This is a genomic window from Streptomyces sp. NPDC005435 (assembly GCF_040703155.1).
Lineage (GTDB): Bacteria > Actinomycetota > Actinomycetes > Streptomycetales > Streptomycetaceae > Streptomyces.
Genome location: NZ_JBEXEQ010000010.1, coordinates 73123 through 86390, shown reverse-complemented (window position 1 = coordinate 86390; position 13268 = coordinate 73123). Strand labels below are relative to the sequence as shown.

Sequence of the window (13268 nt, the reverse complement as noted above, 5' to 3'; positions counted from 1 at the left end):
CGTCCGTATTCCCTCCGCGGCTTTACCTCTTAGGTCATCGCGCTGTCTCCACGAGCGTTACGCCCAATCTGCGTGGCCCGAGTCACACCCCGTAAGCGGTCAAAAGTTGTCGGACACGAGCAGAACGGGCTCTTTTCATCCTAACGAGACGAGCCGGCTTTCGGCCGGGACCGGAGCCACCACTCTCGACGGTCCGCCCCGCCGCGCGACGTACACCGCATCCCCGGGGGAACCGGCGGGGTCGCGACGGCGGGGCCCCGAGCCCGGCACCGCCATCACCACCACCGACAGGACCACCCTCATCCGTGGTGCACCCGGCCCGGCGCGGGGCACCACCTGCCGACGACCGCTTCGCTCGCCTCAGCTCACGTTCGCCTCACGTTCGCTCGCGGTGCCGGTCAGTGCTCGCGCGGCGCCGGGACCACGCGCTCCACCTCGGGGTGGACGGTGAGGAGCTGGCGCATGGCCGCCTCGGCCGCACCGCCGTCGCCCGCGCCGAGCGCGTCCACGATCCGGCCGTGCTGGGTGAGCGAGGTCTCGGTGGGCCGGTCGCAGCCGGTGACGGGGCCGCCGGAGACGTGCAGCGCGGAGGAGACGATCCCGGAAAGGTGCTCCAGCATCCGGTTGCCCGCGACCTGGATGAGCAGGGCGTGGAACTCGGTGTCGGCCCGCGAGAAGGTCAGCGCGTCACCGCCGGAGAGGGCGTGGCTCATGATCTCGACCAGGTCGGACAGGCGCTGCTGCACCTCCTCGCGGCCGTGCCCGGCGGCGAGGCGGGCGGCGAGCGGCTCGATCGTCCAGCGCAGCTCGTTCAGCTCGCGGCGCTGGTCGTCGCGCTGTGGGCCGAAGGCCCGCCACTCGATGATGTCGGGATCGAGGAGGTTCCAGTCGCTCACGGGGCGCACCCGCGTGCCGACGTTCGGCCGGGCGCTGACGAGGCCCTTGGCCTCCAGGACCCGGAGGGATTCGCGGACGACGGTGCGGGAGACCTCGAAACGCTGGCCGATCTCCTCGGGCACCAGCGGGCGGTCCGCCCCGAGGTCACCCGAGACGATCATCTGACCCAGCTGCTGGACGAGCTGGCCGTGCAATCCGCGCCCGCGGCTGCCCGCGGTACGCCGGCCGACACGGACCAGCTCGGAATCTGCCCCCTCCCAGGCGGGCACGGCGGCGCGATCGGCCACCGGAGCCTCGGCGTAGGGGTAACGGTCGATTTCGCCCGGGCCGGCCAGACCGGAGTCGGCGGAGCGGGCGGCGGTCATCATGGTGTGCGCAAGGGTACTCACGCATCCTTTGTCGGCGTTGCCTCCAACTGCCTTGAGGGCTTTGGTGAAAAGCACACGAAAGGGTGATCGCTCACCCCGTCGCAATTGACGCCTTATCGTAAAGAAACGGGCTTTCTGCGGGGAGTTGTGCGCACAGTGGAGCGGGAACCGTACGCCGGGCCTCACCTGACCCTGACGCGCGGCGCCGTGAACAGATACGCGCACAGCAGCGCGCCGAGCGACAACACCATTGCGCCGCCGACGGGTTGGCCGACGATACGGATCACCGCCAGCACATAGCGTTCGCCGCCGAAGGGCCACTGGAGCAGCAGAAGGTCGTGCATCCGGACCGTGATTCCGGCCGCGGTGCGCACGGTCGTCCCTTCGAACACCTGCCGCACCAGCGGTACGACGGCCACCGGCACCGCGAGCACGGCCGCGAGCCCCGCCGTGGTCGAGCGGAAGACACCGGCCGCCAGCACTCCGGCCCACGCGCACCCGATCACGAGCGCGAACCAACTCACGCCCATCGACAGCCAGTCCTCGGGAACCTGGGTCAATTCCCGGCCGTAGAGGAGATAGAGCGCCTCGGCGTCGCATCCCAGCGCGAGGAAGGCCAGGATCGCGGCGGTGACCCCGGAGACGGAGAGCTTCGCCATGAGCAGGCCCAGCCGCCGGGGCACGGTCACGCGGTCCACCGCCAGCGCGGGATGGCGGAACTCGTCCCCGAAGGACAGCGCGCCGAGCAGCCCCGCCGCCAGCGCCACGGGCGGCAGCGGGAACTCCCTCGGCCAGGCGGCGAACAGCCGCTCCTGCGGGGTGTGCCCGATCCGGGCCAGCAGTACGGCGATGAGCGCGGACACCAGCAGGACGACCCCGCCGACGAGAAACCCGGTACGAATCCCGGCGGCACGCCGCAGCTCGTACCGGAGGGGGCGCAGCGGACTGGGCGTGGAGCGCACGGAGATGGGGGGCGGCAAGGGGGACGAAGCACTGTCGGCCAGGGCGACTTCGGCCACCGGCGAAGTGCCGTCGGGGGTGACACTCTCGGCCTCCGGGGTCCCGGCGGCCGACTCCCCCTCAGCCCCGGCGGCGTCCACCCGCTCCCCGCCAGGCCCCATGTCGCCGATTTCGTCGGCCAGTTGATGAACCATGATGTGGTGCCGGTACGCCGTCTCACCGATGTCGGCGGTCGTACTGCCGTACACGGAAATACGGTTGCCTCCCTCCGCCACGACCTCGACCGAACGACGCTCGATGCGCGCCTCTTTGGTGAGCAGGGTCGCCAGGCGTGCCGCCTGAGGGCTGCGTACGGCGACCCGGGGGCGGAGTCTGGTGCGGGCGAACTCACTTCCCTCCTGGTCCGCGACGACTCTGCCGCCGTCGAGGGTGACGACGTGATCGGCCGTCCGCGCGGCCTCCTTGGGGTCGGCGGTGGTGAGCAGCACCGTGCCGCCCTGGTCGGCGTAGGCGCGCAGGGCGGTGTGCGTCCAGCGGGCCTCGGCGGGCGAGAGACCGGCGGTGGGCTCGTCCAGAACGAGCGTGTGCGGGTCGGGCAGCAGGGCGCAGGCGAGACCCAGTCGACGGTCCATGCCGCGCGACAGGGTGCCGAGCCGTTCCTCGCGCAGGCTGACGAGCCCGACCGCTTCGAGGACTTCGTCGGCACGCCGGGCGGGGACTCCGGTCGCCGCGCAGAGCATCCGCAGGTGGCCGCGGACGGTGCGGGCGGGGTGTCCGGGCACGTCGCCGAGCACGACACCCACCTCGCGGGACGGGTGGGCGATCCGGTGCAGGGGGCGCCCTCTGAAGTAGGTGATGCCACGCCCTTGCCGGAGTTCGAGCATCAGCCCGAGCACGGTCGTCTTGCCCGCCCCCGCCGCTCCGAGCAGAACGGTGAGGTGCCCGGCGCGCGCCTCGAAGGAGACGTCGTCCACGACGGGCGGTTGGGCCTTGCGGGGATTGCTGGTCAGTCCGACAGCCTGGATCACCCGAAGCAAGATAGCGCGCGAAGTCCGTTTTATTGCCTATGACCCGATTCGCTCTACTGTGGCATGCGGAGCCGCGCAACCCGGGTGCGCCGTTCGGGGACGTGCACACCTCGGACGCCCGCCTCGGGCACCCGCCTCAGACCTCGGGCCGGAGCATCGGCGGGTTGAGCAGGGTGGCACCGCCGGCCCGGAAGAGCTGGGCGGGCCTGCCGCCCTGGCGGGTGGTCGTCCCGCCGGTCGGCACGAGGAAGCCCGGCGTCCCGGTGACCTTGCGGTGGAAGTTGCGCGGATCGAGAGCCACACCCCATACCGCCTCGTAGACGCGGCGCAGCTCTCCGACCGTGAACTCGGGCGGACAGAACGCCGTGGCCAGCGACGAGTACTCGATCTTCGAGCGGGCCCGCTCCACCCCGTCCGCGAGGATCTGGCCGTGGTCGAAGGCGAGCGGCGCCACGGGCTCGCCGTCCCGGCCGTACCCGCCCTGCTGGAGCAGTTCCTCGACCGGCGCCCAGCGGGCGTTGCTCGCGTCGCCGCCCGCGCGGGGTGCGGGGAGGTCCGGGGCGAGGGCGAGGTGCGCCACGCTGACCACCCGCATGCGCGGGTCGCGCTTCGGATCGCCGTAGGTGGCGAGCTGTTCCAGATGCGCGCCGTTGTCCTGGGCCGGGACGGCGGGGTCGTGGGCCCGGAGCCCGGTCTCCTCGGCCAGTTCCCGTGCCGCCGCCTGGGACAGGTCCTCGTCGGCCCGTACGAATCCGCCGGGGAGCGCCCAACGCCCCTGGAAAGGCTGCTCGCCTCTGCGTACCGCCAGCGCGCACAGGGCATGTCGGCGAACGGTCAACACGACCAGGTCCACGGTGACGGCGAACGGCGGAAACGCTGACGGGTCGTAGGGCATAAGGCGATCTTAGTCGTCTCCTTGACGATAAACACTCCCTTCTCCGGTCGCCGTCGCGAAGACGGACGGCTGTCGTCAGCTCTCTCCGTCGGTCGCGCACGTCCGGGTGGTGTCCCGCCTCACGCTTCCCGGCCGGGTGGCTGCGGCCGAGGAGGAGTCCGTGCGCCGGCCTGGAGGGCGCCGACGGGCGGTGCCCGCGCGGGTGGGGCCGGTGCTGTCGGGGCCGGTGTGCCCCGAGGGCCGGCTTCGGTGCCGACGGCGTGAGTTGGGGGGCGTGGGTGGCGTGGCGGGGTCGCTCTCGGCCCGGTCGTCGTGGTGAGTCTGATCGTCCGGTTCGGGGGCGGAGGCACCCTCGGGAGCGCACGGTGCGGGTGGCCCGCCCGCACCCGGATCCTGATCCACGGCGACGCCCTCTGGGTCCGCCTCCCACTCCCGGTCCGCCCGCTCGGCGCCGGCTCCCTCCGGTCCCGCCCCCCGCCCCCGGTTCGCCCGCTCCACGCGGAGGCAGCGCCGGACCTTCTCCGGGTCGATTCCTTCGTTGCAGGCCTGGTGCAGCAGGCGGGCGAAGAGATAGTCGGGGTCCGCTCCGAGGGCCATCGCCAGGGCCTCTCGCGCCTCCAGCTGGTCACCGGTGGACCAGGCGACCCAGCCGGCCAGGGTCAGCGGGGCGGCGGCGTGCTCGCGGTAGGGGCCGACGCAGCGGCGGGCCAGGGCACGCCAGAGCCGCAGGGCGGGTGCCGCTTCGTCGCCCTCCATCCAGGCGGCCGCACGGTCACGTGTCGTGCGGTCCTGGAGGCCGAGGATCAGCGCGGCCGCCTCATCGTGCGCGAGCAGCGTGTCGTCACACAGGTCCGCCGGGTGCGTACCGGACACCGGGGGCGCCTGCGCGAAGCGGCCGATGACCCGTTCGGCGAGGTCCAGGGTCTCGGCCGCCACCTCTTCCCGGCTCGCCTCGTCCAGGATGCGGGGCACCAGGGACAGGCCCGCCGCGTCCAGGGCGATCTCCTGTTCCAGGGCGGCGGAGGTCTCCCACGGCAGCATCCTGGCGCGGAGTTCACGCAGCGTGCCCCGCACCTGGAGCCCGGCATAGGTGGCCGCCGCCGCCAGCACCGAGGTGCCGGGCAGCCCCATCACGGTGCCCTCGGCCGGACAGCACGCGTCGACCGGGCACACGTAGGACCAGAAGCGCCCGTCCGAGATGCACAGCGCCTCGATCACCGGGACGTCCAGGCCGCCGCACTCGGTACGCAGCAGCTGAGCCAGGGGGCCGAGCCGGCGCATGACGTCCCGCCCGGACTCGCCGGGCCGTGGCTCCTGGCAGAGGTACGCGACCATCCGCTCCGCACGCGCCCCGCGCCGCTCGCTGCCCAGCACCAGTCCCCTGGCCACCTGTCGGGCGGCCGCGCTCCAGTCCTCCTCGCTCGCGGGAATGCCCAGCCGGGCCCGCCCGCCGAACCTGCCCGGACCGTCGCTGTCGTACAGCGCGACCAGGACCATGCTGTCCTCGGGCCGGTACCCGAGCAGATAGGGCAGCGCGTCGGCCAGCTCGGCCGGGGTACGCAACGTGACCTGGGCGTCGTGCGCACTCCGGCCGCCGAACGGCACCTCCGCCGGGCCGCCCCCGGCACCACCTCCCGCCCCGGAGCCCGCCCCGCCTCCCGGAAAGTCCCTGTTCTCACCGTTCTCGAACGGTCCAGCCGTTTCGCCGTGATTCGTCATGCGCTGACGATCTCGCAGTTCGCCGAATCCCGCTGGGGCCTGTGGATAAGTCGGATCAGGGACACGCCAAGACGCCGACCGGCGAACGGCCCACCGGCAAACAGTCCACAGGCGGCCACCCCTCAGGCGGCCAGCCCCCAGCCGTGCAGAACCCGGCGCCCAGAACCCGCCCCTCGCTCGCTACCCGCCCACCCCCAGCACCAGCGGCAGAACCCCCTCCGCCCCCGCCTGCCGCAACAGCCGCGCCGCCACCGCCAGAGACCAGCCCGAGTCCGTGTAGTCGTCCACGAGGAGCACCGGACCAGGGGCAGCGGTAAGGGCAGCGGCGAGCTCGGGCGCGACCGCCAGGGACGCGGTCAGGGTCCGCAGCCGCTGGGCGGAGTTGCTGCGGGGGGTGGGGTGGTCGTCGGTCAGGGTGAGGGTGCCGAGGAGGGGCAGCCAGCCGATGCGGGCGACGCCTTCCGCGAGGGAGGTGACCAGGTGGGGATGGGTGCGGGAGGGCATCGCGACCACACCCACCGGGCGCGGTGTCGCCTCCGCCGCACCGCTCGCCCAGCCGCCCGGGGAGCGGGCCCAGTCGCCGAGCACCGTCACGACGGCGGAGAGCACGTCGTCCGGTACGGGACCGTCGGGCGACTGGGGTGACAGCAGGGGGCGGAGCCGGTTGCCCCAGCCGATGTCCGAGAGCCTGCCGAGTGCGCGGCCCACGGCCGCCTGCTGCCCTGCGGGGATGCGGCCCTTGAGCTCGACTCCGATCGCGGGCATTCCGGTGGGCCACATCCGGCGCGGCTCGATCTCCACGCCGGGGCGTTCGAGTTCGCCCCGCGCCGCGGCGAGGGCGCCGGGTGCGACGGCGGGGTCGAGCCACGGTCCGGCGCAGTTGTCGCAGCGGCCGCAGGCGGTGGCCTTCTCGTCGTCGAGCTGGCGCTGCAGGAACTCCATCCGGCAGTCGGTGGTCGCCACGTAGTCCCGCATGGCCTGCTGTTCGGCCTCGCGCTGGTGGGCCACGCGCGCGTACCGCTCGGCGTCGTAGACCCATGGCTGACCGGTGGCGGTCCAGCCGCCCTTGACGCGCTTGACCGCGCCGTCGACGTCCAGGACCTTCAGCATGGTCTCCAGGCGGGAGCGCCGCAGCTCCACCAGCGGCTCCAGGGCGGGCAGCGACAGGGGGCGGCCCGCCTGCTCCAGCACCGACAGGGTGCGCCGTACCTGTTCCTCGGGCGGGAAGCCCACCGAGGCGAAGTAGGCCCAGATCGCCTCGTCCTCGCGGCCGGGCAGGAGCAGTACGTCCGCGTGCTCCACGCCTCGTCCCGCGCGGCCCACCTGCTGGTAGTAGGAGATCGGGGACGAGGGCGAGCCCAGGTGCACCACGAAGCCCAGGTCGGGCTTGTCGAAGCCCATGCCGAGGGCCGAGGTCGCCACCAGCGCCTTCACCCGGTTCGCGAGCAGGTCCTCCTCCGCCTGGAGGCGGTCCGCGTTCTCGGTCTTGCCGGTGTAGGAGGCCACCGGATAGCCGCGCTGGCGCAGGTAGGCCGCGACCTCCTCGGCCGCCGCCACCGTCAGCGTGTAGATGATCCCGGAGCCCTGGAGATCGCCCAGCCGCTCTCCCAGCCAGGCCAGCCGGTGTGCCGCGTCCGGCAGCTTCAGGACGCCGAGCCGCAGGCTCTCGCGGTCCAGCGGCCCGCGCAGCACCAGGGCGCCGGCGCCACCGGTGCCCAGCTGCTCGGCCACGTCGGCCGTCACGCGCGCGTTGGCGGTCGCCGTGGTGGCCAGGACGGGCACGTCCGCCGGCAGCTCGGCCAGCATGGTGCGCAGCCGTCGGTAGTCGGGCCGGAAGTCGTGTCCCCAGTCGGAGATGCAGTGCGCCTCGTCCACCACCAGCAGCCCGGCCGTGGCGGCGAGCTTGGGCAGCATGTTCTCCCGGAAGTCCACGGAGTTGAGGCGCTCGGGGCTCACCAGGAGGACGTCGGTCCCGCCGCGTTCGACCTCTTCATGGATGGTGTCCCACTCCTCCGGGTTGGCCGAGTTGATGGTGCGGGCGCGGATGCCGGCCCGCTCCGCCGCCTCGACCTGGTTGCGCATGAGCGCCAGCAGGGGCGAGACGATCACAGTGGGACCGGCGCCGCGGCAGCGCAGCAGCGCGGTGGCCACGAAGTACACCGCCGATTTGCCCCAGCCGGTGCGCTGCACGACCAGTGCCCGCCGGTGCTCCTCCACCAGGGCGGCGACGGCCTGCCACTGGTCCTCCCGCAGCCGTGCCGTGCCCTCCGGGGCGCCGACCAGCTCGGCGAGAACCGCATCGGCTTCGGTGCGGAGCGTGAGATCGTCCATGCCTCCATGCAACCCGATGGCACCGACAATCGGCGAATCCGGCCGGCGCGACGCACCCCCTTGCGAGCGGGCGTCGGCGCCGGGGCGCGGAAAGGGCGCGAAACGGTCGCCGGAGGCGTCGTGGGTGGTCATCGGGGGTAGGGATATAAGTAACGGACCACCAGATAACCGTCGGCGGCCCCAATTGCTCGTTGCCGCATCCAAGTTCGACAGGAAGAATTGAAGTCCGCTCCCCGCACGGCTCGCCCGTGTTCCGGCTGGGCTTTACTGCGGTGCGCGCTCCCCCGAATCCGACCTCGCCCGCAGTGTGGGCGCGTAGCCGAAGGGAGGAACGTGACCTTCGGATTCGCCTCGTCCTCGGCGGCCTCGTTGTCGACGTCCGTGACCGCCGCTTCCGCCAGCCGTCTGCTCGAACCCGCCGAGTGGGCCGCCGCCGGAATCCCGCTGCTGCGCAACCCGCGCGAGGTCGTGGGCGGGCTGCACGTCCGCCATCGCCCCAGACCGTCCACGGCCGTCGTGGCCGTGCTCGATCCCGACGAACGGCTCTGTGCCAGCGCCTCGTTCACGCGGCGCCCGGCCCCGGCCGACGGCTGGATGTTCCGCAACGCCCTGCTCGACCAGTTGCGTCGGATCATCCCGCACGACCTGCGCCGCCGCACCCCGGTGCGCACCGCCGTGCTGCTCTACTGCCGCGAGGGCGAAGCGCGTTGGACCGAGGAGGACGGCGCCTGGATGTGGGGGCTGCGCGACGCGTGCACGCTGCACGGGCTGCGCTGCGGTGCCTACATCACGCTGACCCAGGAGGGCTGGCAGGTGCTGGGCGAGGGACGCGGGGGCCGTAGTCCCCACGCCGGTTCGGCACCGGAGCCGTTCGCCCTGTCGGAGGTCCCGCCGCTGGCACCGCGAACCGGCGGTCCGGTCTCCGAGGTGCTGCGCCGGGCGGCGGCCCGCTGACCCCGGCTGCACGGCACGTACACCCGCGAATCGGCGGCGGCACAGAGCCGCCGCCCGATCGGTATCGCGCACCATGAACGCTCACGCACCATGAACGCGAATCGTCGTCCGGTGGCCGCCCTCATGACAGGGGCGGCCACCGGACGACGCTCCGGGCACGGCAGGGGCCGTACGACGGCACGGACGTCACCGGAGCGACCGGCGACCCGTGCCGCCCGGGGTCAGACGCCGGCGCCCAGAACCGAGTTGATCTGCTGCGGGTCGCCGCAGACGATCAGCAGGGCTCCGGCCCGGGAGTGGGCCGCGGAGAGGGCGGTGGTGGCGGTTTCGGTGCTGCCCCCGTTGACGGCCACGACGACCACGGGACGGGAGGCGGCGCGGGCGGCGAAGGACGCGTCCGTGTAGAACACGTCGTCACCCGCGTCGTGCTGCGCCCAGTAGGACGCCTCACCGAAGGACAGTTCGTGCTCGGTCCACGGGTGCTGGGCGCCGGTGGTGATCACCAGCACCTCACCCGGGGAACGGCCCGAGTCGAGCAGCAGGTCCAGCGCCTCCTCGGCGGCGTCGAGCGCACCCTCGGCCGAAACCGGGATCAGCTGAATCTGCGGGGTTGCCGCGGGGGCGGCGGCAGCGGCCGGGCCCGACGGGCTCGGCTCGGCCGGGGCCACGTCACGCGGCATGCGCTGCACCGGCGGAGCCGGCCGCGGAGGGCCGGGACGACCGGGGCGGGCCGAAGCCGCGGGGCGGGGGCCGGGTACGGGGCGAGGGGTCGGCGCGACGCGGCCGCTGGCCGCCGTGACGCTGGAACCCTGGGCACTCTCGTGAATCTGAGGCTCCTCGGGAATGAGAGGCATGAGCTGATTTTTATCAAACATTGAAACGACACTGACGGCCGGGTGGCACATCAGTGCGAACGGAACCGTCAGAAGTCGAAGCCGAGCTGGCCTTCGATCTCCGGAGCGCCTCCGTCGGCCCGGCTGCGGACCTTCTTGAGATGCCGCCACTGGGGCAGCGCATCAAGATACGCCCACGACAGGCGGTGGTACGGGGTGGGGCCCCGCTCCTCCAGTGCGGTCTTGTGCACGGGTGAGGGATACCCGGCGTTGTCCGCGAATCCGAAGTCTGCATGGCCGACGCCGAGTTCGGCCATCATTTTGTCGCGCCGCACCTTGGCGATCACCGAGGCCGCCGCGACGGCCACGCACGACCGGTCGCCCTTGATCACCGTGCGCACCTGCCAGGGAGCGCCGAGGTAGTCGTGCTTGCCGTCGAGGATCACCGCGTCAGGACGCACCGGGAGCGACTCCAGCGCCCGTACGGCGGCCAGGCGCAGTGCGGCGGTCATGCCCAGGTCGTCGATCTCCTCGGGGGAGGCGTGTCCCAGGGCGTAGGCCGTCACCCATGTCTGGAGTATTCCGGCCAGTTCCGTACGCCGCTTGACCGTGAGCAGCTTGGAGTCGGTGAGTCCCTCGGGCGGACGCCGGAGTCCGGTGACCGCCGCGCAGACCGTGACGGGCCCGGCCCAGGCGCCGCGTCCCACCTCGTCGACGCCGGCGATGACCTTCGCTCCGGTCGTGGCGCGCAGGGAGCGCTCGACGGTATGAGTGGGTGGTTCGTACGGCATGGCGCCCTTAGCGTACGCCGCCCGGAGCGGGGTGCGACACCCCGCCCCTCCCTACGGCGTCTCGGACGGCCGGGGCGGGGCCGTCCGGCGTCCGAAGCGTGCGTCGCCCACGGTCGTCAGCGGCCGTCGGGAACCCATGCGGGCAGTTCCTCGGTCCGCTCCGACCACGCCCTGGGCGGGGCGCCGGCCATGCCCGCGGCCAGGACGCCGCCCACGATGGCGCAGGTCGTGTCCACGTCGCCGCCCGCCTGGGCGGTCGTCCAGAACGCCTGCTCGAAGTCGGTGAGGGCGCGGGCGGCGGACCACAGGGCGAACGGGACGGTGTCGTGGGCGCTGGTACGGCGGCCGCAGCCGAGGACGGCCGCGACGGTGGCCGCGTCCTCGTAGTCGAGCATGTCCCGGGCCCGCCTGAGGCCCGCCGCCACGGCGCTTCTCGGCACCAGGGCGATGACGCCGTCCAGGAGCGCTTCAGGGGCCGGCGGGCCGTCCGGGGAGGCGGCCAGGGCGGCGGCCGCCGCCACCGCCATGGCGCCAGCGACGGCCTCCCGGTGCTGGTGGGTGGGGTAGGCGGAGATCTCCGCCTGGTGGGTGGCCTGCTCGGGGTCGTCGGCGTACCAGGCGCCGAGCGGGGCGATCCGCATCGCGGCGCCGTTGCCCCAGGAGCCCTGGCCCTGGAAGAGCCGGGCGGCCAGTTCACGCCAGTCGCCACCCTCGCGGACGAGGCGCAGCAGACGGTTCACGGCGGGGCCGTAGCCGCGGTCGAAGTCGTGGTGGTGGGCGAAGGAGTGGGCCAGGGCGTCCTGGTGGACCCGGTCGTGGGCCGCGAGGACGGACACGACCGAGCAGGCCATCTCCGTGTCGTCGGTCCACTGCCAGAGCCCCTCGGGCAGCTCGCGCCGGCCCAGGAGGGGGTAGTTCACCGGGACGAAGAACTGCGAGCCGAGCGCGTCGCCCACCGCGAGTCCGCGCAGGCTGGCCAGGGCGCGGCCGAGGCGCCCGGAAGAGGAGGAGTCGGAGGTCATCTTCGGTCAGCCTATCCATGGACCCGGCGCTCGATCATCCGATATTCAGCCACCCCGGACCCGCGTCGTGCCCTCAACCGCCTATCCAGTACGGCACGGGTTCGCGCCAGCGCTCGAAGGGCCGGTCGAGGGCGTACTTGCCGTTCTCCCCGAGAACGAGCATCCGCAGCTCGGCGTTCCCGGGGTTGGACAGCGACTCGAATTCGGACACGGTCCAGTGGAACCAGCGCATGCAGAACAGCCGCATGGCCAGGCCGTGGGTCACCAGGAGGACGTTCGGCGGGTGGTCGGGCTCCTCGAAGCTGCGGAAGAGGCTCTCCAGGAAGCCACCGACCCGGTCGTACACGTCGGCGCCGGACTCGCCCTGCGGGAAGCGGAAGAAGAAGTGGCCGTACGCGTCGCGGTAGGCCTTCTGGAGGCGTACGTCGCCGCGCTCCTGCCAGTTGCCCCAGTCCTGCTCGCGCAGCCGGGGCTCCTCGCGCACGCGTATGCGCACGGGATCGAGGCCGAAGGCGTCCAGGGTCTCGTGGGTGCGGCGGTACGGGGAGACGTACACGCTCACGCGTTCGTCGCCGACGATCTCGCGGAGCCGCTCGCCGGTGTGCTCGGCCTGTCGCCGGCCGCGCTCGGTCAGGGCGAGGGCGTGGTCGGGTTCGCGCTCGTACACGGAGTCATCGACGTTGCCCGTTGACTCGCCGTGCCGGACAAGGATGATGCGCCGTGGTCGTGCCATGCCAGCACCCTAGATCGCCCCGGTAACGGGCGCGCACGCATACCGGTTTCCTACGGCGTAGGTCACACGCTCCGGGCGTCTCAGACCGTCCAGGACGGCTCCAGTTCCACGATGTCGCCGGAGAGGGCGGCGATGTCCGCCTCGGTCTGGGCGCGCAGGGCGAGGCGCTCCACACGTTCGGTGCGGTACTTGCCGTGTTCGGCGGCCGAGCGCCACATGGACAGCACCAGGAACTCGTGCGCGGGTGCCTCGGCGAACATGCCCCTGATCATGCCCGGCGAGCCCGCCATGGCGGGGTTCCAGACCTTCTCCTGCATGAGGGTGAAGTGCTCGACGCGCTCCTCGTGCGCGCGGCACAGGGCGACGCGGATCAGGTCGGCGTCGGTGAACCGGGGTTCGAAGCCGGTCTTCACGTCGAAGCGGTACTCGAACAGCTTGACCTGGCTGTCCTTGAACGTGCCGGACTGCGACGCGGCGAGGCGGTCGTGCGAGCGCGCCATGAAGGAGTCGTAGAAGGCGCGGCTCTCCCAGAAGGCGAAGATGTGCGCCACGCCCGGCCGCTGCCGGCTCCAGCCTCCGCCCTGTCCCCGAAATCCCGGCTCCCCCAGAAGCCCCGCCCATTTCCGCTGTCCCCGTTCGAACCCCCGGCGGTCCACGACGGTGCAGCGAATCCACTTGACCAGCACTGCGCCATCGTAAGGCCCCGGGACGTGGCGTCGGTCACGCTCCGGCTCATA

The 13268-nt window shown here is 72.6% G+C and carries 11 protein-coding genes; 1 reads left to right on the top strand and 10 read right to left on the bottom strand.

The genetic code is table 11. The features are described 5' to 3' along the window. Positions 1 to 398 precede the first annotated feature (398 nt). From AB0898_RS14650 to AB0898_RS14630, 5 genes are all read right to left on the bottom strand, one after another. Complete coding sequence (locus AB0898_RS14650; RefSeq protein ID WP_366803268.1) at positions 399 to 1286, bottom strand: FCD domain-containing protein; 888 nt, start codon at positions 1284 to 1286, stop codon at positions 399 to 401. A 161-nt stretch (positions 1287 to 1447) separates the two neighbouring features. Beyond that, on the bottom strand, positions 1448 to 3253 hold the full coding sequence (locus AB0898_RS14645) for an ABC transporter ATP-binding protein (RefSeq protein ID WP_366803266.1): 1806 nt from the start codon (positions 3251 to 3253) through the stop codon (positions 1448 to 1450). A gap of 136 nt (positions 3254 to 3389) precedes the next feature. Next, positions 3390 to 4148, bottom strand: coding sequence for an NUDIX domain-containing protein (locus AB0898_RS14640; RefSeq protein ID WP_018547362.1), 759 nt, complete (start codon positions 4146 to 4148; stop codon positions 3390 to 3392). A 75-nt stretch (positions 4149 to 4223) separates the two neighbouring features. After that, on the bottom strand, positions 4224 to 5867 hold the full coding sequence (locus AB0898_RS14635; protein ID WP_366803265.1) for a DUF4192 domain-containing protein: 1644 nt from the start codon (positions 5865 to 5867) through the stop codon (positions 4224 to 4226). 180 nt (positions 5868 to 6047) lie between these two features. Beyond that, positions 6048 to 8198 (bottom strand): RecQ family ATP-dependent DNA helicase, encoded by a 2151-nt coding sequence (locus tag AB0898_RS14630; RefSeq protein WP_366803264.1) that lies wholly within the window; start codon positions 8196 to 8198, stop codon positions 6048 to 6050. 333 nt (positions 8199 to 8531) lie between these two features. On the opposite strand from AB0898_RS14630, the gene AB0898_RS14625 reads away from it, so the two are divergent. After that, a complete protein-coding gene (locus AB0898_RS14625) occupies positions 8532 to 9152 on the top strand; it encodes a hypothetical protein (RefSeq protein WP_366803263.1) in 621 nt (206 codons plus the stop codon). Positions 9153 to 9373: 221 nt separating this feature from the next. Here the strand turns inward: AB0898_RS14625 and AB0898_RS14620 are convergent, their stop codons facing one another. The 5 genes from AB0898_RS14620 to AB0898_RS14600 all read right to left on the bottom strand — a co-directional run bounded on the left by AB0898_RS14620 (position 9374) and on the right by AB0898_RS14600 (position 13217). Further along, entirely contained in the window at positions 9374 to 10006 is a 633-nt protein-coding gene (locus AB0898_RS14620) for a hypothetical protein (RefSeq protein ID WP_366803262.1), read from the bottom strand. Between the two features lie 68 nt (positions 10007 to 10074). Further along, positions 10075 to 10776, bottom strand: coding sequence for a ribonuclease HII (locus tag AB0898_RS14615; RefSeq protein ID WP_366803261.1), 702 nt, complete (start codon positions 10774 to 10776; stop codon positions 10075 to 10077). A 116-nt stretch (positions 10777 to 10892) separates the two neighbouring features. Next, entirely contained in the window at positions 10893 to 11798 is a 906-nt protein-coding gene (locus AB0898_RS14610; RefSeq protein ID WP_366803260.1) for an ADP-ribosylglycohydrolase family protein, read from the bottom strand. A gap of 73 nt (positions 11799 to 11871) precedes the next feature. Continuing rightward, positions 11872 to 12531, bottom strand: coding sequence for a histidine phosphatase family protein (locus AB0898_RS14605; RefSeq protein ID WP_366803259.1), 660 nt, complete (start codon positions 12529 to 12531; stop codon positions 11872 to 11874). 80 nt (positions 12532 to 12611) lie between these two features. Beyond that, positions 12612 to 13217, bottom strand: coding sequence for a YdbC family protein (locus tag AB0898_RS14600; RefSeq protein ID WP_361117428.1), 606 nt, complete (start codon positions 13215 to 13217; stop codon positions 12612 to 12614). Positions 13218 to 13268 lie beyond the last annotated feature (51 nt).

Excerpts from the sequence above, each read along its gene's own strand:
- AB0898_RS14640 (WP_018547362.1), bottom strand. The coding sequence starts at position 4,148 with ATGCCCTACGACCCGTCAGCGTTTCCGCCGTTCGCCGTCACCGTGGAC.
- AB0898_RS14635 (WP_366803265.1), bottom strand. The coding sequence starts at position 5,867 with ATGACGAATCACGGCGAAACGGCTGGACCGTTCGAGAACGGTGAGAAC.
- AB0898_RS14630 (WP_366803264.1), bottom strand. The coding sequence starts at position 8,198 with ATGGACGATCTCACGCTCCGCACCGAAGCCGATGCGGTTCTCGCCGAG.
- AB0898_RS14620 (WP_366803262.1), bottom strand. The coding sequence starts at position 10,006 with ATGCCTCTCATTCCCGAGGAGCCTCAGATTCACGAGAGTGCCCAGGGT.
- AB0898_RS14615 (WP_366803261.1), bottom strand. The coding sequence starts at position 10,776 with ATGCCGTACGAACCACCCACTCATACCGTCGAGCGCTCCCTGCGCGCC.
- AB0898_RS14610 (WP_366803260.1), bottom strand. The coding sequence starts at position 11,798 with ATGACCTCCGACTCCTCCTCTTCCGGGCGCCTCGGCCGCGCCCTGGCC.
- AB0898_RS14605 (WP_366803259.1), bottom strand. The coding sequence starts at position 12,531 with ATGGCACGACCACGGCGCATCATCCTTGTCCGGCACGGCGAGTCAACG.